Source organism: Thioalkalivibrio sp. ARh3 (assembly GCF_000377265.1).
In the GTDB taxonomy this organism is placed as follows: Bacteria; Pseudomonadota; Gammaproteobacteria; order Ectothiorhodospirales; family Ectothiorhodospiraceae; genus Thioalkalivibrio; species Thioalkalivibrio thiocyanoxidans.
Window position 1 is genome coordinate 1 of record NZ_KB897948.1, and the last position, 20,137, is coordinate 20,137.

General features: G+C 65.9%; 19 protein-coding genes and 1 pseudogene. 4 read left to right on the forward strand and 16 right to left on the reverse strand.

All coding sequences use genetic code 11. The features are described from left to right. A pseudogene (locus C995_RS14375) lies at positions 1–170 on the forward strand (IS110 family transposase); the annotation flags it as partial. 122 nt (positions 171–292) lie between these two features. On the opposite strand, the gene C995_RS0104815 reads toward C995_RS14375, so the two are convergent. The 9 genes from C995_RS0104815 to C995_RS0104855 form a co-directional block, all read right to left on the reverse strand. Beyond that, a complete protein-coding gene (locus C995_RS0104815) occupies positions 293–907 on the reverse strand; it encodes a response regulator transcription factor (RefSeq protein ID WP_018863859.1) in 615 nt (204 codons plus the stop codon). A gap of 5 nt (positions 908–912) precedes the next feature. Further along, positions 913–2,337, reverse strand: a complete 1,425-nt coding sequence (locus C995_RS0104820; protein ID WP_018863860.1) for an HlyD family type I secretion periplasmic adaptor subunit — start codon at positions 2,335–2,337, stop codon at positions 913–915. Next, positions 2,334–4,469 carry a type I secretion system permease/ATPase gene (locus C995_RS0104825; RefSeq protein WP_019624185.1) on the reverse strand — a complete coding sequence of 712 codons (2,136 nt, stop codon included), beginning with the start codon at positions 4,467–4,469 and terminating at the stop codon, positions 2,334–2,336. The genes C995_RS0104820 and C995_RS0104825 overlap by 4 nt, the downstream gene beginning before the upstream one ends. A 239-nt stretch (positions 4,470–4,708) precedes the next feature. Then, positions 4,709–5,236 (reverse strand): tRNA adenosine(34) deaminase TadA, encoded by a 528-nt coding sequence (gene tadA, locus C995_RS0104830; RefSeq protein ID WP_026278950.1) that lies wholly within the window; start codon positions 5,234–5,236, stop codon positions 4,709–4,711. Continuing rightward, positions 5,226–5,729, reverse strand: a complete 504-nt coding sequence (locus tag C995_RS0104835; protein WP_018863863.1) for a glutathione peroxidase — start codon at positions 5,727–5,729, stop codon at positions 5,226–5,228. The genes tadA and C995_RS0104835 overlap by 11 nt, the downstream gene beginning before the upstream one ends. Then, positions 5,722–6,375 carry an ABC-type transport auxiliary lipoprotein family protein gene (locus C995_RS0104840; RefSeq protein ID WP_018863864.1) on the reverse strand — a complete coding sequence of 218 codons (654 nt, stop codon included), beginning with the start codon at positions 6,373–6,375 and terminating at the stop codon, positions 5,722–5,724. The genes C995_RS0104835 and C995_RS0104840 overlap by 8 nt, the downstream gene beginning before the upstream one ends. 2 nt (positions 6,376–6,377) lie before the next feature. Then, complete coding sequence (locus C995_RS0104845; RefSeq protein ID WP_018863865.1) at positions 6,378–7,391, reverse strand: MlaD family protein; 1,014 nt, start codon at positions 7,389–7,391, stop codon at positions 6,378–6,380. Further along, complete coding sequence (locus tag C995_RS0104850) at positions 7,388–8,167, reverse strand: ABC transporter ATP-binding protein (RefSeq protein ID WP_026278951.1); 780 nt, start codon at positions 8,165–8,167, stop codon at positions 7,388–7,390. Before C995_RS0104850 ends, C995_RS0104845 begins: the two co-directional genes overlap by 4 nt. A gap of 3 nt (positions 8,168–8,170) precedes the next feature. Beyond that, the gene (locus C995_RS0104855) at positions 8,171–9,319 is read right to left on the reverse strand and encodes an ABC transporter permease (RefSeq protein ID WP_018863867.1); all 1,149 of its coding nucleotides are present in this window, start codon (positions 9,317–9,319) and stop codon (positions 8,171–8,173) included. A gap of 139 nt (positions 9,320–9,458) precedes the next feature. Between C995_RS0104855 and C995_RS0104860 the strand changes: the two genes are divergently transcribed. Genes C995_RS0104860 through C995_RS0104870 form a run of 3 tightly spaced genes read left to right on the forward strand, consistent with a single transcriptional unit; the run spans position 9,459 to position 13,440 of the window. Next, complete coding sequence (locus C995_RS0104860; protein WP_018863868.1) at positions 9,459–10,385, forward strand: MoxR family ATPase; 927 nt, start codon at positions 9,459–9,461, stop codon at positions 10,383–10,385. Then, the gene (locus C995_RS0104865; protein ID WP_018863869.1) at positions 10,367–11,401 is read left to right on the forward strand and encodes a DUF58 domain-containing protein; all 1,035 of its coding nucleotides are present in this window, start codon (positions 10,367–10,369) and stop codon (positions 11,399–11,401) included. Before C995_RS0104860 ends, C995_RS0104865 begins: the two co-directional genes overlap by 19 nt. After that, positions 11,398–13,440 carry a DUF3488 and transglutaminase-like domain-containing protein gene (locus C995_RS0104870; protein WP_018863870.1) on the forward strand — a complete coding sequence of 681 codons (2,043 nt, stop codon included), beginning with the start codon at positions 11,398–11,400 and terminating at the stop codon, positions 13,438–13,440. Before C995_RS0104865 ends, C995_RS0104870 begins: the two co-directional genes overlap by 4 nt. Positions 13,441–13,535: 95 nt before the next feature. Here the strand turns inward: C995_RS0104870 and iscR are convergent, their stop codons facing one another. The 7 genes from iscR to accD form a co-directional block, all read right to left on the reverse strand. After that, entirely contained in the window at positions 13,536–14,015 is a 480-nt protein-coding gene (gene iscR, locus C995_RS0104875; protein WP_018863871.1) for a Fe-S cluster assembly transcriptional regulator IscR, read from the reverse strand. 313 nt (positions 14,016–14,328) lie between these two features. Next, positions 14,329–14,922, reverse strand: a complete 594-nt coding sequence (locus tag C995_RS0104880) for a L,D-transpeptidase (RefSeq protein ID WP_081618868.1) — start codon at positions 14,920–14,922, stop codon at positions 14,329–14,331. 10 nt (positions 14,923–14,932) lie between these two features. Next, positions 14,933–16,441 carry an amidophosphoribosyltransferase gene (purF, locus tag C995_RS0104885; protein ID WP_019624175.1) on the reverse strand — a complete coding sequence of 503 codons (1,509 nt, stop codon included), beginning with the start codon at positions 16,439–16,441 and terminating at the stop codon, positions 14,933–14,935. Positions 16,442–16,470: 29 nt separating this feature from the next. Beyond that, a complete protein-coding gene (locus C995_RS0104890) occupies positions 16,471–17,049 on the reverse strand; it encodes a CvpA family protein (protein WP_018863874.1) in 579 nt (192 codons plus the stop codon). 94 nt (positions 17,050–17,143) lie between these two features. Next, positions 17,144–17,725, reverse strand: a complete 582-nt coding sequence (locus tag C995_RS0104895) for an SPOR domain-containing protein (protein ID WP_018863875.1) — start codon at positions 17,723–17,725, stop codon at positions 17,144–17,146. Between the two features lie 102 nt (positions 17,726–17,827). Beyond that, on the reverse strand, positions 17,828–19,150 hold the full coding sequence (locus tag C995_RS0104900; RefSeq protein ID WP_018863876.1) for a folylpolyglutamate synthase/dihydrofolate synthase family protein: 1,323 nt from the start codon (positions 19,148–19,150) through the stop codon (positions 17,828–17,830). 8 nt (positions 19,151–19,158) lie between these two features. Further along, the gene (gene accD / locus C995_RS0104905; protein ID WP_018863877.1) at positions 19,159–20,115 is read right to left on the reverse strand and encodes an acetyl-CoA carboxylase, carboxyltransferase subunit beta; all 957 of its coding nucleotides are present in this window, start codon (positions 20,113–20,115) and stop codon (positions 19,159–19,161) included. Positions 20,116–20,137: the final 22 nt, after the last annotated feature.

Here is a 20,137-nt window from a genome sequence, read left to right on the forward strand (position 1 = left end):
CCCGCCACAACCCGGACGTACGGCACCAGTACCACCGTCTCCTGAGGCGGGGCAAGGCCAAGATGGCTGCCATCGGGGCAGCCATGCGCAAGCTCCTGCACATCGCCTTCGGCGTCCTCAAGTCGCAAACCCCGTATCAACCCCGAAATGACACGCCTTGCACCTCATAGGGCAAGACGGTATCTACGCCCCTCATCAAACGAGGGGGGGGTAGCGTCACGTAGGATGCGATGAGCGCAGCGAATCGCATCACCGCCGCTGGAGGGGAGTTACGCGCCTGGGGAGACGCTGATCAGACGGTCGGCTGGGACTCGCGCAAGCGAGTCAGGTGAAGGACCAGCTGCACGCGGTCGTCCACGTTGAGCTTCTTGAAGATCGAGCCCAAGTGCATCTTGACTGTGCGCTCGGTCATGCCGAGCTGGCGCGCGATCTCCTTGTTGTTCGCGCCCGTCGTAACGGAGAGCGCCACTTGGCGCTCGCGCGGGGTGAGATCCTCGAAACCCTCCGGGGGTGTTTCCGGGTCGCGGGGCTGCGCGCTGCGAACCGTACGAATCATGCGGGTCATCAGGTCTGGGCCGACCCACAGCCCGCCACCCGTTACGGTCGCGGCAATCGTGCGCAACTGGGCCACGTTGGCCAGCGTATGGCAGTACCCGTGGGCCCCCGCGTCGAAGGCTCGGATGCCCTCTTCGTCGTACGGGTGGCGCGAGTGCACGACCACCCGATGCACCAGCGTCCTTTGTTTGACGTACTCCTCCCAGTCGGCCAAGTCCGTACCGATCCAGCAGGCCTCGGTCCCCTCCGGCAGCGTTGGCGGAAACGGCGGACTCAGCACCCGGGCATCCGGGAAGGCCTCTGTCCAGCGCGGCGACGGCCGCGACCCACGTTCCATCATGAAGATCTGCATGTCGTTCAGCGCTCCGTAAAAGCCAGATCGCCCGCGCGGAGGATCGGCTTCAGCAGGTACTGAAGGATGGTGCGCCGCCCGGTCATAATGTCCACTTGGGCGACCATCCCGGTCATGATTGGATGCTCCTCGTCGAACCCGGTCTCCTCGGTTCGCACGCGGACCTTGTAGTAGGTGTTGCCGTCGTCGTCAGTGATGGTATCGGGGCTGATATGTTCCACGGTGGCATCCAGGCCTCCGTAGATGGCGAAGTCATAGGCGGTGAACTTCACTTTTGCGCTCAGCCCTGGGCGCAGATAGGCAATGTCGCGCGGGGACACCCGCGCCTCGATCAGCAGCTCGTCCTCCAGCGGGACGACCTCGGCCACCTCGCGCCCGGGCGAAATAACGCCCCCGCGCGTGGTAATGAACATGCGCTGCACGATCCCGGACATCGGCGAGCGCACCTCGGACAACCGGACGCGGTCCTCCAGTCCCTCGGCGCCCTCGGCCAGCTCCTGCAGCCGTCCCAGCGTATCCGCCAGCTCGGAACGCCACTGGTTGCGGAAATTCAGTCGTACCTCGCGGATCTTCTCCTCCGCCTCCTCGATCGCGGCCTCCAGCCGGGCGATCTGGGCCGTGGCCTGTTCGCGATCCCCGCGGGCATTGGAGACCTCACGGCGCAGTCTCAGCACCTCCACTTCGGATACCGCCCCGCTCTGCACCAGCGGCTCGGTCACCTCCAGTTCGCGACTGGCCAAGTCCAGCGCGCGGATGGCCTGGCTGCGGCGCGCCCGAACCTCGTTCAGTTCCTCGCGCCGCTGCCGCAACTGCTCTTCGGCGATCCGGATCCGCGAGCGCATCTCCTCCAGGCTCTCCTCGTAAAGCTCCTGTTCCTGCTCCACGATGGCCGAAGGCCCTTCCTGCAGGTCCGGGGTGATCAGGAACGGCGTCTCGGTCAACAGGGCCATCAAGCGTGCGCGGCGCGCCTTTAACGCAAACTCGCTGGCGCGTACCTCGCCGAGATCGGACAGGAAACGGGTCGGGTCGACGCGCACCAGCACATCGCCCTCTTGCACGATATCCCCCTCGCGCGCCAGGACCTCGGACACGACACCGCCATCCATCGACTGCAGCACCTGCAGGTTCTGCGAAGGAATCACCCGTCCGTCGCCCCGGGCCACCTCGTCGATCTCGGCGACCGAGGCCCAGTAAACCAGCAGGCCCAGCGTGATCAGGATCCCGTAGAGCAGCGCGCGAGCGCGAATCGGACGTTCCTGAATCTGTGTCCAGTCAGCGTCCGAGGCCCAGTCGCGATGATCGCCCCCTCCCCGGGTCAGCCAGGGGCGAAAGATCCGGTCGACCATCGGGGCGCCCACCTTCCCGGCCTGGTCCATGCCGCGGCCGAGCGCCTCGAAACCCTCGCCGTCCTTGCGCGTGCGCTTGCTCATGTCTGCGCCTTGCCTACCCGGCCTTCCCGCAGAGCCTGGATCACCTGCTCCTTCGGTCCGTCAGCCACCACACGGCCCTGGTCGAGCACGATGATCCGGTCGACCAGCTCCAGCAGCGAGGTCCGATGCGTGACGATCACGGTGGTGCGCCCCTGGGTGAACTCCGCCAGCCGGCGCTTCATCCCCTGCTCGGTGGAGTTATCCATGGAGCTGGTCGGCTCGTCCATCAGCAGCATGCTGGGCTCGTGCAGCACCGCTCGCGCCACGCCGACACTCTGCTTCTGCCCGCCCGACAGCCGGCCACCGCGCTCCCCGACCTGCAAATCAACACCTTCCGGATGAGTGTTGATCAGATCCTCGATGCCGGAGATCGCAATCGCCTTGCGGATGGCCTCGTCGCTGGCCAGCGGATCTGCGGCCACCAGGTTCTCGCGCAGGCTCCCGTAAAACAGCGTGACCTCCTGACCCACGTAGCCCAGTGACCGCCGCAGTTCGGCCGGGTCCAGCTGGCGCACGTCGATCCCGTCCACCAGCACCGCCCCGGAGCTGGGCTGATAAAGGCCCATGATCAGTTTGGCCAGCGTGCTTTTGCCCGAGCCCACGCGACCCAGAACGGCGACGTGTTCGCCCGGCTCGATCTTCAGGGAAACCCCCTGCAGCGCCGGCGTGGCGGATTCGGGATACGCGAAGCTGACATTGCGAAATTCGATGGCGCCCTCGAACCGGTCGCGGCTCAGGAAGTGCGAATCGGCCGGGCGCTCCACGGGCAGTGCCATGATGTCGTTCAGCGAGCCGAGCGCGGTCGAGGCCTGGTGATACTGCATCAGCAGCCCGGCCGTCTGACTGATGGGCGCCATCGCCCGTGAGGAGATCAGGTAGGCGGCAATCAGCCCGCCCATGGAGAGTTCCCCCTCCATCAGCAGGAACACGCCGAGCACGATGATCGCGACACCGACCGTGTGCTGTGCCCACATCGCCGTGTGGGTCACGCTCGCGGTCAGCAGGCGATTCTGTGCATTGGTTCGCGCGAGGTGCGTCGTGGCGCGTTCCCAGGTCGCCTGTACCCGCCCCTCCGCGCCCAGGGCCTTGAGCGTCTCGGCGCCTGTCAGGCTCTCGACCAGGGTCGAGTTGCGCTGCGCCGCCACCCGATAGCTCTCTTCCGCGAGTGCGTGCAGCTTGCGGTGGATCGCGGTCGCGTAGAGCAGGAGCAGCAGCGCGCCGATCGCCACGGGAATCGCCAGCGGCCAGGCGATCAACGCGATAATGGCGATGAACATCAGCGCAAACGGCAGATCCACAAAGGCGATGATCGTCGCCGACGATATAAAGCTGCGCACTGACTCGAACGCACCAATGTTGGATGCGAACGAGCCGACCGAGGCCGGACGGTTCTCCATACGGAGCCCGAGTACGCGTTCCATGATGTGCGAGGAGAGCTTGACGTCCGCGCGCATCGCCGCCTTGTCGACGAAGTGGCTGCGCATGGTGCGCAGGATCAGATCCGCGATCAGGACGATGACCACACCCGCCGCAAACATGAACAGCGTCTCGGTCGCGTGATTCGGGACCACGCGGTCGTAAACGTTCAGCACGAAAAGTGGCATCGCCAGCGCGAAGAGGTTGATCATCACCGCCGCGATCAGCACGTCGCGATACAGCGGACGGTTCTCGCGAATGACCCGCCAGAACCAGTGCCCCTTGCTCTCCTTCGAGACACGCGGCGCGCGCGCATCCATGCGGAACTCGGGCCGCACATAGATGGCCCGGCCTGCGTAGCGTTCCTTCAGCCGCTTTAGCGGGACGTCGATGACCGCCTCACCCAACTCGGGGTCGATCACCCTGGCCACGCTCTTGTCGTCGTTCCAGCCGACCAGCACCCACGCCTCGTTCTGGTCCAGCAGCAGCAACGCGGGCAGCAGATCGTCCTTCAGGCCGCGCGCATCGCGGGTGACCGTACGCGTCGTGAGACCGGCGCGCTGTGCCGCCCGCGGTACCAGAGAGGGGCAAAGTTGCCCGTCATCCAGCGGCAGGCCCGCACGTGCGGAGTCCGGGGTCAGGCGCAGCCCGTGCATCCGGGCTATCAGGATCAGTCCGCCGAGCAGCGTGTCGGCGCGACCCTCCGCATCGAACACCGGGACGCGTTCGCGCTCGTCCGTATCACCCGTCGGCCCGCTCTCGGGACCGGAATCCAGGACCGGATCCCCGCGATCATCATTGGAAGAAGGCTGGCTAATCGGTACACCCCGGCGGCTGGACACAGAATCCCGGCGCTCGCGTACAAGCCATCGACTCAAAACGTGAACGCCTTCTCATATTGATCTGATTCTGCGCCCCAACGTGCCGCCGGGCAACGCCCGGGCATCACGCAGATCTAACGCTTTCGACGGAGACGAAAGAAATCCTTCAACAGGGCGGCAGAACGCTCCGCTGCGACACCATCGATGCATTCCGGCCGGTGGTTATGGGCTGGATGATGCAGCAGGTCAATCGCGCCACCCACGGCCCCTGTGCGCGGGTCCGAAGCCGCGAATACCAGCCGCCCCACCCGCGCATGGATTATGGCTCCCGCGCACATCGAACACGGCTCGAGCGTGACATAAAGCGTGGTGCCTGTCAGTCGATAGTTGGAACACCGTTTTCCCGCCGCGCGCAGAACCCTGATCTCGGCATGTGCAGTGGCATCATGCTCGCTGATCGGGGCGTTGTGGGCGGCAGCGAGACAATAGCCCTCCGCATCCACCAGCACCGCGCCCACCGGCACCTCGCCTGCCTCGGCTGCCCGCTCGGCCTGTACGAGTGCGGCATCCATCCAGTACGCGTGCGCACCCGGTTCTGTGGGCACCGGGCCTCGATCGCCCGGTTCCACAGTCCGGGGCTCGCGCTCGAGCTCAGCCGGCATCGTCCGGGCGCGGTACGGCGAGCGCGCGTTCGATCGCGTCGACCAGGTCCTGCGGCTTGCGCCGGGGGGCGAATCGGTCGAGTACCGACCCGTCGCGGCCAACCAGGAACTTGGTGAAGTTCCACTTGATGCCCTGCGTACCCAGCGCACCGGGGGCTTTCTCCTTGAGGTGCTGGTACAGCGGATGCGCCCCCTCGCCGTTGACCTCGATCTTGGCGAACACCGGAAACGCCACCCCGAAGCGCGCGCCACAGGCCCGAATGGTCTCCGCGTCACCGGGTTCCTGCCCCCCAAACTGGTTGCAGGGGAATCCGAGGACGCGAAAACCACGCCCAGCGAACTGCTCATGGAGCGCCTGCAGCCCTTCGTACTGCGGCGTAAAGCCGCACTCGCTGGCCACATTGACGATCAGCAGGACATCTCCGCGATACGTGCCCAGAGGCTGTTCGCTGCCATCCGCCGCCGGTACTGCAAAGTCGAAGACATCAGTCATCACGCATGGCCTCCGCATCTTCCAGAATCGCGTCTTCCAGATCGGCCAGCACCTCGGCCGTGGCACGGGACAGCGCCGCCACCAGCTGGGACGCGGAGCGCCGCTCCAGGGCCTGGTCCGATTCCAGATGCACCAGGCGGCTGCGCTCGCCCTGAGTCAGCTGCGCGCGCAGGCCCATGTGCCCGACCCCGGACGCACCCGGGCCGTTGGACTCAATCCCCGTCACCGCTTCCAGATCCCCATACAGGGCGGTGATCAGTACATGCACGCGCACGGCGGGGCGACCCTGCTCGCGCACCGCGGACGCGTTGTCCACGAGTTCCAGCGCGGCCCCGCTTCGCGTCCAGCGCTCGCGCAGCAGCTGCTCCACCTGTTCCGACGGCTTCAGGAACCATTCGTTGTAGTAGTCCGACTCGTACTGGTGGTTGCCCAGCCGGTACACCAGGCCATTGCCGGCGTAGGCCGGGGCAACCCGCACCGAACCCAGTTCGACCGCCACGGGCTCTTCCGCCGTGCGTGCGGCGGGCTCGTCCGGCAGCTCCAGCAGGTACCAGGCGCGCTCCACCGGCTCGCGCTCCGGCAGCAACGTGCAGCCGCCCAGTAACAGGATTGCCAGAATCAGGGATGGGCCTTTCCACCAGTTCATGCTCATTCCTCGTCCATGCGACTGCGGGGTGGCGGGGCGCCGAACAGCGCGCCCCCCGGGTTGCGCCGTACATCATCCGACAGACTGCGCAGACCCGAGATGGCCCCTTGCAGCTCGTCCAGCGTCTCCAGCAGTTTCGACTCGCTGACATCCATGCCCCGATCGAGCCGTGCGACCATCGAGTCCATGCGCTCGATCAGTCCTTCGACATCGGCCGCCTCGGCCGTACGGCGAAGCTCCCGTATCGCCTGGCGGGTTTCGGTTGGAAGGGCCTGGGTATCGGGATGTTCTACGAGCGCCTCCACGGACTGCATCACCCGATCCGCGGTCCGCATCGTCTGTTCCAGTTCCGAGATGAGCTCGTCTGTCCGCCGGTTGAACCCCTCGGTATCAAGCGCCGAAACGGTGTCATCCACGGTCACCAGCAAGGTGTTCAAATTGTCGACGATCGCCTCTATGTCCAGCCCGTCGATCCGCTTGAGCAGGTTTTCCGCATACTCCATGAACTGCACCGCGATACTCGGGGCCGACGGGATGTAGAGCGAGCGCGGCTGCCAGTCATGCTCCAGCGGCGGGTGTTCCTCGGGGTCGGAGAAGTCGGCCTCCAGATAGTTCATGCCGGTGATGCCCTGTGCCGCGATACGCACACGCAGGCCGGCCTCCACCAGGTTCTTCAGGATCTCCGGTTCGAACTCCTGCTCGCGCGCCCCAGCGGCAAAGCGGTCTGGCCAGAGGCGCGCCTGGACCATGACGTAGCGCTTGCGTTCGCGCGGATCGACGTCCCTCTCGTACTCCACCGAGGTAAAGCCAAGGTGCGTAACCTCGCCGATCGTTACCCCTCGGAACTTCACGGGTGCGCCAACCTCCAGCCCCTGGACGGACGCGTCAATGTAGGTTTCGATGGGGATCGATGCGCGGAAGAGATTGCCCGCAGTCAGGATCATCAGCGCAACCACCAGCGCCACCAGGCCACCGACGATGAACAGCCCCAGGCGGAAATGTTGTCGGGCACTCATGTAGATCTCTCTTCGGAGTCGGCCGGATCGGCCCGCTGGAGGAAACGCTGCACCCACGGGTGATCGGATGTGTCACGCAGAGTCGCCGGGTTCCCTTCGGCAACGATGCCCTTGCTCTCCTTGTCGAGCATAATCACCCGGTCGGCAATCGCAAAAATACTGGCCAGTTCGTGGCTGACAATCACGATCGTCATGTCCAGGCTGCGCGCCAGGCGCAGGATCAGCCGGTCGAGTCCCGCCGAGGTGATCGGGTCGAGCCCGGCCGAGGGCTCGTCCAGAAACAGTACTTCCGGATCCAGCACCATCGCACGTGCGATCGCCGCGCGTTTCTGCATGCCGCCACTGATCTCCGAGGGCATGAACTCCACGAACTCGCCCAGCCCCACCAGCTGCAAGCGCGCCCTGGCGATCTCGTCCATGGCCTCGCGCGGCAGGTCCGTATGGACCTCCAGCGGCAATCTCACGTTCTCGAGCAGCGTCATGGACCCGAACAAGGCCCCCATCTGGTACATCACGCCCACCCGCCGGAGGATCGCCTCCCGCGCCTTGCCCTCGGCAGCCGTGATGTCCGCCCCGGCAATCCAGATGTTGCCCTCGATCGGCGCGTAGAGCCCGATCATGTGTTTGAGCAGTGTACTCTTGCCGCTCCCCGAGCCCCCCAGAATCACGAAGATCTCGCCTCGCCGGACATCAAAGTTGATCTCCCGCATCAGCACCATGTCACCGAACCCCAGGGTGAGGTCCCGTACCTTGATCACCGGCTCCACGCCTGTCACCCGTCACACCCCCATGTGGTAGAAGAGGACGGCAAACAGGCCGTCGAACACCACGATCAGGACGAGCGATGTGACCACGGCGCTGGTGGTCGAGACACCAACGGCGGCCGCACCGCTCGCCGTCTGCAACCCCCGCAGGCACCCTACGCCCGCGATCAGCAGGCCGAAGATCACGGCCTTGAACAACCCTGAAAAGAGATCGGACAGGCTGAGCGCCACCGTCACCTGGTTAAAGAACGCAGTCCAGGGGATCCCGAACCCCTGCATCACCACCGCAGCCCCCAGCAGGCCAATCATGTTCGCGTACAGGGCCAGCAGCGGCGCAACGACAATGCCGGCCAGCACCTTGGGCAGGACGAGGAAACGCACCGGGTCGAGCCCCATGGTCTTGAGGGCGTTGACCTCCTCGTTCACCTTCATCGTGCCGATCTCGGCGGCGAACGCGGCCCCGGAGCGCCCGGCCAGCAGTATTGCCATCATCAACGGCCCCAGCTCGCGGAACAGCGACACGGCCACCAGATTGGCGACAAATATCTCGCCGCCGAACTGGCGCATCGCGATCGCGGACTGGAACGCCAGGATCACGCCCAGGAGGAAGGCAATCAGGGACACGATGGGCAGCGCCTGGAAGCCAGCCGCCTCGGCGACCCGGAAGGTATCGCCCCACCGAACCTGTCGGGGATGCAACAGCGCCGAACCCAGGGCCCGCGTCAGTTCGCCAATGAACCCGAACTGCGAATAGGCCGCCTGCCCAACGCGCGACACGGCCTCGAGCGACTGGGCCAGCAGTCCCCCACGAGTCTCGTGACGCGCCGGCTCTACGGTTTCCAGCTCTCGGTACGGGGTCAGCTGCTCCTCCACCAGGCCCTGGACACCCACCAGCTCCACCTTGCGCCCCGCTCGCTCGATGTCGCGCTCCAGGGCATGGAGTAACGCCGCCCCGGCACCATCGCAATACTCGAGGTCACCGACATCCAGCGTCACCGCAGCCTGCGTACCCTCGGCCAGCTCACGGGCGCGGCGGCGCAGAGGCGACCAGACCCGCTCCACTGCATGCACGTCCAGCCGACCCGTCAGATGCAGGCGGGCATCCGGCGAGGCTGTGGCATCATAGCGAAACGTCTGGCCCGAATCGGCGGCCGGCTTGTCCATACTGTCGCTCGTGGGGCAATTGCGGCCATGGTAGCCGCAAACTCACCCGGCACGCGAAGCGGGGCTTAAATATCTCCCACGCATCACGCTGATCGGTCTGCCTCTTTTTCACCCGACACCATCCACCACGAGGAGCCCAATGCCCGCGGCCAACGAAGCTCTCCACCAGGTCGAAAGCGCACTGAACGACATCCTGCTGGGCAAACCGGATCGGGTCCGGCTGGCGCTGACCTGCCTGCTGGCCAATGGCCACCTGCTGATCGAGGATCAGCCGGGCGTTGGCAAGACAACCCTCGCGCACGCACTGGCCGCGGCAATGAACCTCGACTACCGCCGCGTGCAGTTCACCAGCGATCTCCTGCCCGGCGATGTCCTAGGCGTTTCGGTATTCGCGCAGGGTTCCGGCGAATTCCGCTTTCACCCCGGACCAATCTTTACCCAGGTGCTCCTGGCCGACGAGATCAATCGTGCGCCACCCAAGACCCAGAGCGCCCTGCTCGAGGCGATGGAGGAACGCCAGGCCAGTGTGGAGGGCGCAACCCGCCCGCTGCCCGAACCGTTTTTCGTGATCGCCACGCAGAACCCCGAAGAGCAGGTCGGTACGCATCCCCTGCCGGAATCGCAAATGGACCGCTTTCTGATGCGCATCGAGCTGGGCTATCCCGATGCCCGCGCCGAGCGCGCACTGCTCGAACGCGGTGGCGCCGCGCCAGCACCCGTCGCTCATCCCGCCCCGGACGCGATCGTGACACCCGAAGACCTTCAGGGCTGGCAATCCCGAATCGCCCAGGTCCACGCCGAACCAGTAGTACTGGACTATCTGCAGGACCTGATCCAGACAAGCCGCGACCGGGCACGCTTTGTCCACGGGCTTTCGCCACGCGCCGGCCTCGGCCTGCTGCGCGCCGCGCGCGCGTACGCCTTCCTGGACGGGCGTGACTACGTGACCCCGGACGACCTGGCGGACGTCCTGCCGGCCGTGGCCGGCCATCGGGTCCGAGCCCGCGAGCCGGACACCCCCGCACGCACGGTGGAACGGCTGCTGGAATGCGTGCCGGTTCGTTAGCCCTGCACAAGCGCTTCCGATCGCACGGGCATCGCCTGCGGGAAGGCGTGATCCGCTGGGTCACGCGACGCCACCGCGACGACGGCTCGGAGGTCACGCTCGGTCGCGACCGCATCTACATCCTGCCGACCCGGGCCGGTTACACCCTGCTGGCGATCCTCGGCGTGATGCTGCTGGGGGCGATCAACTACTCCAACAACATGGCGTTCCTGCTGACCTTTCTCCTGGTCGGGATCGGCCATAACGCCATCTGGTATACCCATCGCAACCTGCTCGGGCTCAAGGTTTCGGCGTTGCCCGCAACGCCGACGTTCGCGGGCCAGCCGCTGACGATTTCGCTGCGCCTGGCGGATACGCGGGGCCGCGACCGCGAGGCCCTGCACCTGCGTATCGGCGGATACACGAGCGAACCGGTTGCGGTCCCCGCCCGCGGACAACAAACGGCCAGCCTGACCCTTCCGGCACTCGGCCGCGGAATCTACCACCTGCCCCGCCAGCGGCTGGATACCCGATACCCGCTCGGCATCCTGAGTGCCTGGACCTGGCTTGGCCTGAACACCGAGATCCTTGTGTATCCACAGCCCGTCGACCCGGGCGCCGCCCATGCAGGGCCCGGGGACGAGGCCGACGCCCAGCGGCGTCAGGATGCCTCCACCCCCGATCACATCCGCCCGTACCGGCCCGGGGACCCGCCCGGCCGGATCCTTTGGAAGGCCCTGGCGCGCACCGGGAAGCTGCACATCCGCGAGACGGTCGCGGGAGGCCGTGACACGCTCTGGATCGACTGGTCCGCAATGCCGGCCAGCGACACCGAGACTCGCCTTTCCATGCTCTGCCATCAGATCCTGGCCGCCGAGGCCGAGGGCCGCGCATGGGGGCTGCGCCTGCCCGACCAGACGCTCCCGCCCGGGCAGGGCCCGGCACAAAGGGAACGGGGCCTGCGCGCCCTCGCCGAATTCCGCTTCGAGCCGATCCCCTTGCCAATCAAGGAATCAACCACGGGAACGAAGAAGTGAACCGCGCGGGCCGGACCCACTCACCGGAATTACGGGGCCTGGAACTCGCCCTGCTGGCCCTGCCGGTGGCCGCGCTGCCGCATGCCTGGCACCAGCCACCGTGGGTGACGCTGCTCGTGGCGGCCGCCGTCCTGCTGCGCACCTGGCTCCATCTGCGTGACCGCAATCCCCCTTCCCTTGGCGTGATGGCCCTTCTGGCCGCGTTCGCGGGGGGGCTGACCTTTCTGCAGTACGGGACCCTGTTCGGGCAGGAGGCAGGCACCGCGCTGCTGCTGGTCATGATGGCCCTCAAACTGCTCGAGACCCGCAACCGGCGGGATATCGTGATTGGGCTTTTCCTCGGCTACTTCGTAGTTGTCACCACCTATTTCTTCGATCAGTCGCTGCTGATCGCCGCATGGTCCCTGCTGTCGGCCTGGCTGCTCACCGCCGCTCTGATCCAGGTGCATGCCGGGCGTACCCTCCAGCGGCGGCACCTGGCAAGGCAGTCCGGCTGGATGATCGTCCACGCCCTCCCGTTCATGCTGATCCTGTTCGTCGCCTTCCCGCGCGTACAGGGACCACTGTGGGGCGACCCGCAGCGTGACGAAGTGGCCACCACGGCCCTCTCCGGCGAGCTGAATCCCGGCGACATCGCGGAGCTGCTGCAGGACCAAACCACCGCGATGCGCGTCCAGTTCCACGGCCCCGTGCCTCCATCTCGGGCCCAGTACTGGCGCGCGTTGGTGATGACCGATTTTGACGGCCGCCGCTGGCAGGCCGAGGGCGGAGAGTCCAGTATCGAGCTGCCCGAGCCCGGCGACCCGGACGAGGTAGTGGCCTACACCGCGACGCTGGAGCCCACCCGTGTGCGTTACCTCCCGGTGCTCGACTATCCGGTTTCGCTGCCGGACAACGCCGAGTACCGCGACAATCACCAGGTCGTGCGCGATCGACGCATCGTGAACCGCATCCAGTACGAGGCTGAGGCCGATCTCGCCCACCCCCCGGGCAGTGACGACGCCCTGAGCCGCACCGCCCGTGAACAGGCCCTCGAGCTACCGCCCAGTGCGGCTCCCCGGGCCCGTGCCGAGGTCGCCCTCTGGCGGGCCACGCATGGTGACGATGATCGCGCGATCATCCAGGCCGCCCTTGATCGCTTCGCCGCTGCCCCCTACCGCTATACGCTCCAGCCCCCGACCCTCGAGGGGGATGCCACCGACGAGTTCCTGTTCGAGACTCAGGCCGGGTACTGCGAGCACTATGCCTCCGCGTTCGCCGTGCTGATGCGCTCGGCGGGGATCCCGACCCGCGTCGTCACTGGCTACCAGGGAGGTGAATGGATGCAGCGGGGCGAATACCTGCGCCTGCGCAATGCCGACGCACACGCCTGGAACGAGGTCTGGCTGGATGGCGAGGGCTGGATTCGTGTCGATCCCACTGCGGCGATTGCGCCGGAGCGTATCGAGGCCGGCATCGGCGGCCTGACCGGTGGCGAGGGCGAATCGGTGCCCGATTTCCTGCGCCGCGACGGGCTGGGCTGGATGCAGCAACTCCGGTTCGGCCTGGAAGACTGGCGCGACTTCGCCCGGTTCCGCTGGGAGAGCTGGGTGCTGGCATTCGATCCCGAGCGCCAGCGTGAACTCTTCGCCCGTTTCGGGCTCGACGCAACGGACTGGCGCCACATCGTCACGGCACTGGGTGTCGGCTTTGGCCTGCTGGCGGTCGCGGCCGTGGCCTGGAGCGTTTGGCGCCGTCCTCGCCGCCCCCGCGATGTAGCCGATCGACTGCTAGTGCGCCTCTCCCGCCGTATCGAACGACAGCACGCGGGGCTTGGCCGGCAAGCGCACGAACCCGTCGTCACCTGGACCCGGCGGGTCAAGGCCGCACGGCCCGACCTCGCCCCCATCGTCGACACCTTCGCCGAACGCTACAACCAGGCCCGATTCGCTCCCGTCCGGGACGACGACCGGGCCGAACACCTGACGGCCCTGCGCCGCCTGGCTGCATCCGACCTTCGCAAGCCAGACGCCGACCCGCCCTTGCCGCGGACGAACTAACAAAAAAGGCCCGGCCGGATTCAGTATCCGGTCGGGCCTTCAGGCGTTGCGCAGCGGCACCGGGAGCCCCGGGCCGCTGGGACGTTCGGCCGCTATCAGGCCGCGTCGTTACGGAAGATGAAGTGGTGCCGCGCGCCGCGTCGCTCGTCCTGACGACGGGCGACCTTCTGCACTTCCGGACGGTTGGCAAACTGCGCCAGCGTAATGCCGTCGAGGAAGTCGTACAGCTGCTGACTCAGGTCATCCCACAGCTCGTGCGTCAGGCAGCGTTCGCCCTCCTGGCAGTCCTTGTGGCCCTTGCAGCGGGTCACGTCCACCGACTCGTCAACTGCCGTAATGATGTTGGCAATACTGATCTGGTCGGCACGCTTGGCCAGGCGGTAACCGCCGCCGGGACCCCGCACGCCTTCCACCAGGTCGGCCTTGCGCAGTTTTGCAAACAGTTGTTCCAGATAGGACAACGAGATGCCCTGGCACTGCGAGATGTCGGCCAGGGTCACCGGTCCCACCCGATCATGGATCGCGAGATCCATCATGGCGGTCACCGCGTAGCGGCCCTTGGTTGAGAGTTTCATGTCTTGATTCCTCCGAGAAACCGTGATCGTGCGTGTCGAGGTCGACATCCATTCACAGAATCGAATCCGTTCATCTTTCCTGACAATAAAGGTCAGGAATAATTCCCTTCTTACCTGACAACCTTTGTCAGGAATAATTCCCTGATTATATCAGGCGATTGGGCGGAATTCACGCACGCCAAACGCAGGTTATGGTAGGAACCGCGAAACGTTGACGGAGTTCCCCTGAAAAGGGTTCGAAAATTAGACCGTTCTGAAACTGCGGAGGTGGCGGACCGTATGGGCCGCCCGAGATGACGGGAGTCGACTCGCGCTATACGGGGAGAATACGGCCGGTCTCGTAATCCGGGCCGCTCAGGATGACCACAAGGGTCCCGGTCGGCAAACGCGGGAACAGTTCGATGACCTCGGCGTTACGCATACGCACGCAACCCTCGGAAGCGGGCTGCCCGATCCGCCCCTCTTCATCGGTGCCGTGGATGTAGATGTAACGCTGGTGGGAATCGATATTGCCTCCACGATTCAGGCCGGGCTCCAGGCCCTCCAGCCAGAGGATCCGCGAGGTAATGTTGTCGCGGCGGCTACGCTCCGCCTCCCCGGTGAGGATCTCGGCGATCTCGCCGGTATTCGCCCGCGCGCGGAAGACGGTCCCCGGCGCCACGCCATCGCCAAACCGTTCGGCGATGCGATGCAGCCCCAGCGGCGTCTTGTAGGTGCCATCCTGGTTGCCGATGCCCCGTTCCGAGGTCGAGACATCGAAGACATCGGTCACCTTGCCATCATCCCAGACGTACAGGCGCTGCTGGTCCACACGCACGACCACCACCGGAAAGCCCTCGCCGCTTCCCGCCTGTTTCCGTGCCGCCGCGACGACCGGCTCGATCCACTGCAGACTCGGCAATGTCACTACTCTCTCGTCACTTCTTGTTGGCCAGATCCAGCACCTCGCCCGCCACCGGCGTGTTCACGAGGCCCTCGCCCCGCAGCGAGGCCAGGTGTTCGAGGTAATCAGGGGGCAGTCCGGTCACGTACTCGCCAGTAAACACGGAACAGTCGAAGGTCTCGATGTTCCGGTTGCCCCGCCGCACGGCCTTTTGCAGGTCTTCCAGGTCCTGGTAGATCAGGCGGTCGGCGGCAATTGCCTCGCATACTTCCTGTTCGTCTCTGCCATGGGCGATGAGTTCATGCGCCGCGGGCATGTCAATGCCGTAGACATTCGGGAATCGCACCGGGGGGGCGGCTGACGCAAAGTAGACCTTCCTGGCCCCCGCCTCGCGCGCCATCATCACAATCTCGCGCGAGGTGGTGCCACGCACGATCGAGTCGTCGACCAGCATCACGTTCTTTCCGCGAAACTCCAGCGAGATCGCGTTCAGCTTCTGGCGCACGGATTTTCGCCGCTTGGTCTGGCCCGGCATGATGAACGTACGGCCGATGTAGCGGTTCTTGATGAACCCCTCGCGGTACTTGATGTTCAGCTCGTGCGCCATCTCCAGCGCTACCGTGCGCCCGGTGTCGGGGATCGGCACGATCACGTCGATGTCGTGATCCGGCCAGTCGCGGCGGATCTTCTCGCCCAGCGCAGTGCCCATGCGCATCCGCGCGCGATGCACAAACACGTTGTCGATCACCGAATCGGGGCGGGCAAAATACACGTGCTCGAAGATGCAGGGGTTGAGCTGGGTGTCCTCGGCGCAGACGCGTGTCGAGACCTCCCCCTCGGGCGTAATGAACAACGCCTCGCCGGGCGCCAGGTCGCGTTCCAGATCGAAGCCCTGGGACTCCAGCGCAGCGCTCTCGGAGGCGACCATCCACTCGCGCCCGCCTTCCTCGGCTTCACGCGAGCCATAGACGATCGGGCGGATCCCGTTCGGGTCGCGAAAGGCCAGCAGTCCGCGCCCCGCGATCATCGCGACCACGGCATACGCACCCTTGGCACGTTCGTGTACCCGCTCCACCGCATTGAACACCGAGTCGGCGGTGAGTCCGTTGTCCAGAAAGCGCAGCAATTCCTGCGCGAAGACGTTCAGCAGGATCTCGGAGTCGGAATCCGTGTTGATATGCCGACGATCGGTCGCAAACAGGGCCTGTTTCAGTTCGCGGGCATTGGTCAGGTTGCCGTTATGTCCCAGCGTAATACCGAACGGGGAGTTCACGTAGAACGGCTGGGCCTCGGCAGAACTGGAGCTCCCGGCGGTCGGATAGCGCACATGACCAATGCCCATGTTGCCGATCAGCCCCTGCATGTGCTGGTCGTTGAATACATCCCGCACCAGGCCGTTGTCCTTGCGCAGGTGCAACCGACCCTCGTCGTCGCAGGTCACGATCCCGGCGGCATCCTGCCCACGGTGCTGCAACACCAGCAAGGCATCATAAAGCGGCTGATTCACCGGGCCGCGCCCGACGATTCCGACTACTCCACACATACGGCTCAGGGCTCCATCAAGGCGATCGACTAGAGATCTTCAGCGGGGGGTTCGGGTTGCGGTGCCGGCGAATCATCGGCGGGGTCATCCGGAGGCGGTTCGACGGGATCGTCGGCCAGCAGCTCACCGATCTGCTCCTGCCAGCCCTCCGGCAATTGCGCGATCATCCAGTCGACCAGGCGCTCGAACTCGGGGATCAGGCGGCTGTTCTCCCACCAGCCTTCCTCGGGCATCAAGGTCAGGGAGGCAGCGAATACCAGCACGGCGACCAGTACCACCCCGCGCAGCAGACCAAAGATTACGCCGAGCGAGCGGTCGGTACCGGTCAGGCCACTCCCGCGTACGAGACGGTTGGCCAGCACTCCGAGAATGCCGCCCACAATGAGGACCCCGATGAAGATCAGCGCGAACCCCACACCCAGGCGCAAAGTGGCATCCGACAGCGCCTGCGGCAGGACTTCGGCGACTTCCGCCGCATGTCGAATCCCAAGCCAGATGCCCACGATCCACGTGGCGAGCGAGAACGACTCGCGCACGAAGCCGCGAAACAGACTGATAAGCCCCGATACGACGATCAGGGCAACAATGACCAGGTCGATCCAGTTCACGCGCGGCGGACTTCGGGTGCGAAAAGGCTGCGTAGTGTACCGCAGCGAATCGCGATTCGCAGGCGCTTGCCTGCCTCTCCACAGTCCCGGATGCTCACGGGAAGGTCACCACAATGCCGGTAATGTCGAATTCCTCTTTTAGCTGCTCCCCCAGTTCCTGCGCCTCGTCGCGCTGCGCCACCGGTCCAACCTTGACTCGATAGATGCTGCGCCCTTCAGCCTCCGACTCGTCGATGAACGCCGGCAAGCCGGCCTCGCGCAAGCGCCCCTCCTCCTCGCGCGCATTGTCTCCGTCCCGATAGCTTCCCACCTGGACCGCCCAGCCGGCCTCGATCGCCCTGGACTCCGGAGCGGTTTCCACTGGCTCGGGGGTCGGCCCGTTGTCCATGTCAGCTGCGGTCTCGCGACCCTCCTCGCGGTTCTCCAGCGCATGCAGGTCAGCAATTCGGCTCTCCCCTGCTCCCTCACGCTCGGGTCGCGGAGGCGTTGCCTCGCGTTCGGAAGGAAGCGCGATATCGGGTGCGGCGAAGGTAGGGGCATCGGGGACCGGGTCATCGATACCACTCATGTGTTCGTAGCCCGCGCCATCAAACAGCCACGGGAGAAAGATCACGGCGATCACGATCAGGATCACCGCGCCTGTGAGGCGAAAGCGAATGGGATTATCGGTGGTCATGCCATGTTCGCATTGGGGTCCCGTGCGTCGGGTCTTCCCAGCGACCTTACGCCGCACGCGCCCGCCCGGGCAAGGCGAATGATCCGCTTCAGCCTCGCCATGTCACACGCCTTCCGCTACCGCTGAGCCCGGAAGGGCCTCTAGCAAGGCCTCCGCAGCCAGCTCCGGTGCCTGTTCAAGGACCGCAGCCACCGTGTGAAACGAGCCGAATACGACGCAACGACCCTGTGAACCTGCCAATTCGGCGGCCTGTTTCAAGGCCTGCTGGATATCGCCAGCCGGACGGACCCCGGACTGACCCGCCTGTTCCAGCTCCACGGCCAGATCGGAGGCAGGAAGCGCCCGCGGGAGATCGAGCGGTACGGGGATCCAGATATCGACCAGCCCGTTCAGTTCGCCCCACATCGCGCTGCGATCCTTGTCGGCCATCACCGCCACCAGCGCAACGGTCGGCCCTGTCGACGGATTCGCGCGCAGCCAGCGGGCGAGTTCGGCGACCGCCTGGGCGTTGTGCGCCACATCCAGCAGCCATTCGGGCGGGCCACTCAGGCGCTGCAGACGGCCCGGTGGGCGCACCTTCAGGGCCCGCTCCATCGTGGCTGCACTCAACCCGGGGCCCATGCCAAGCGACTCGACCACCGCCAGCGCGGTGGCGGTATTCGCCAGCGCCGCACCACTCAGCCCGCGCGCCAGCGGGACATTCCACTCGACCTGAGCGCCATTCCAGCGCCACACCAGCCGTTGCTGTTCGACCAGCAGGTCAAAATCGCATCCCAGGCGGACAGTACGGCAACCAAGCGCTCGAGCCTGGTCCAGCACGCTCTGCGGAGGCGACAGCTCCCCGAGCACCACGGGGCGGCCCGCGCGCATGATGCCGGCCTTCTCGCGGCCGATCACCTCGCGCGAATCGCCGAGCCAGGCCTGGTGATCGAGATCCACCGCGGTAATCGCCGCCACATCCGCGTCCCAGATGTTCACGGCATCCAGCCGCCCCCCGAGCCCGACCTCCAGCACCTGAACCTCGACCTGGGCCTCGCGGAAGAGCCAGGCCGCCGCCAGGGCCGCGAACTCGAAATAGGTCAGCGAATCGTCACCCCGGGCCCGGTCGATCGCCTCGAATGCCCGGCACAGGTCCGCGTCCGCCGCCGGCGTGCCGTTCAGGCGAATGCGTTCGTTGTACTGGAGCAAATGGGGAGAGGTGAACAGTCCGACCTTCAGACCCTGCGCCTGCAACAGCGCCGCCGTACGCGTGGTGACCGTGCCCTTGCCGTTGGTGCCGGCGACAATGACGGTACGGGGCGTCCCCGGCCCGCGCAGCCCCAGCCGGTCGGCGACCAGGGCGATCCGCTCCAGGGTGAGGTCCATCCCCACCGGGTGCAATCGCTCCTGGAAGGCCAGCCATTCAGCCAGTGTGGCGTAGCGCACGGACGGAATCAGGTAGAGCGCGGGGCGTCCGCCGATTCGCCGGTGTCCTCCGCCCGAATCACTTCCACCTCCGGCTCTCCTTCCTCGACCGGAGGCGCCTCGGGGGCGGGGGCCGGCCCGTGGGTCAGCATGCCCAGCACGGAGGCCAGACGACGGCGCATCTCGCCGCGTTCGATGATCATGTCGACCGCACCGTGCTCGAGCAGGAACTCGGACCGCTGGAACCCCTCCGGCAGCGTCTCGCGCACGGTCTGCTGGATCACGCGCGGGCCGGCGAAACCAATCAGGGCGTTGGGCTCCGCCACGTTGATGTCGCCCAGCATCGCCAGGCTGGCCGAAACGCCGCCCATGGTCGGGTCGGTCATCACCGAGACGAACGGGATACGCTCCTCGCGCATCCGCGCCAGCACCGCGCTGGTCTTGGACATCTGCAGCAGCGAGAACAACGCCTCCTGCATCCGCGCCCCGCCGGATGCGCTGAAGCACACCAGCGCGATACGCTGCTCCAGCGCACGGTTGGCGCCACGGACAAAACGCTCGCCCACGGCCGAGCCCATGGACCCGCCCATGAAGCGGAAATCAAAGGCGGAGGCGACCAGCGGACGGCCAATCAGCTGGCCCTGCATGACGACCAGCGCATCGCGTTCGCCGGTCGACTTCTGCGCGGCGACCAGACGGTCCTTGTATTTCTTGGAGTCGCGGAACTTCAGGACATCGGAAGATTCGATCTGGGCAGCGATTTCCTCGCGCCCCTCCTCGTCGAGGAAGGTCTCCAGTCGCCGCCGCGCACTCATCCGGCGGTGATGCCCGCATTTCGGGCAGACATCGAGATTGCGTTCCACCTCGGGGCGATACAGCGTGGCGTCGCAGCCCTCGCAGCGCACCCACAGCCCCTCGGGCACGCCCCGCTTGTTGCTGCTGTCGGTGCGGATGCGCGAAGGCATCAGTCTTTCGAACCAGCTCATCCTCAATCCCTCAGTCCTGCGA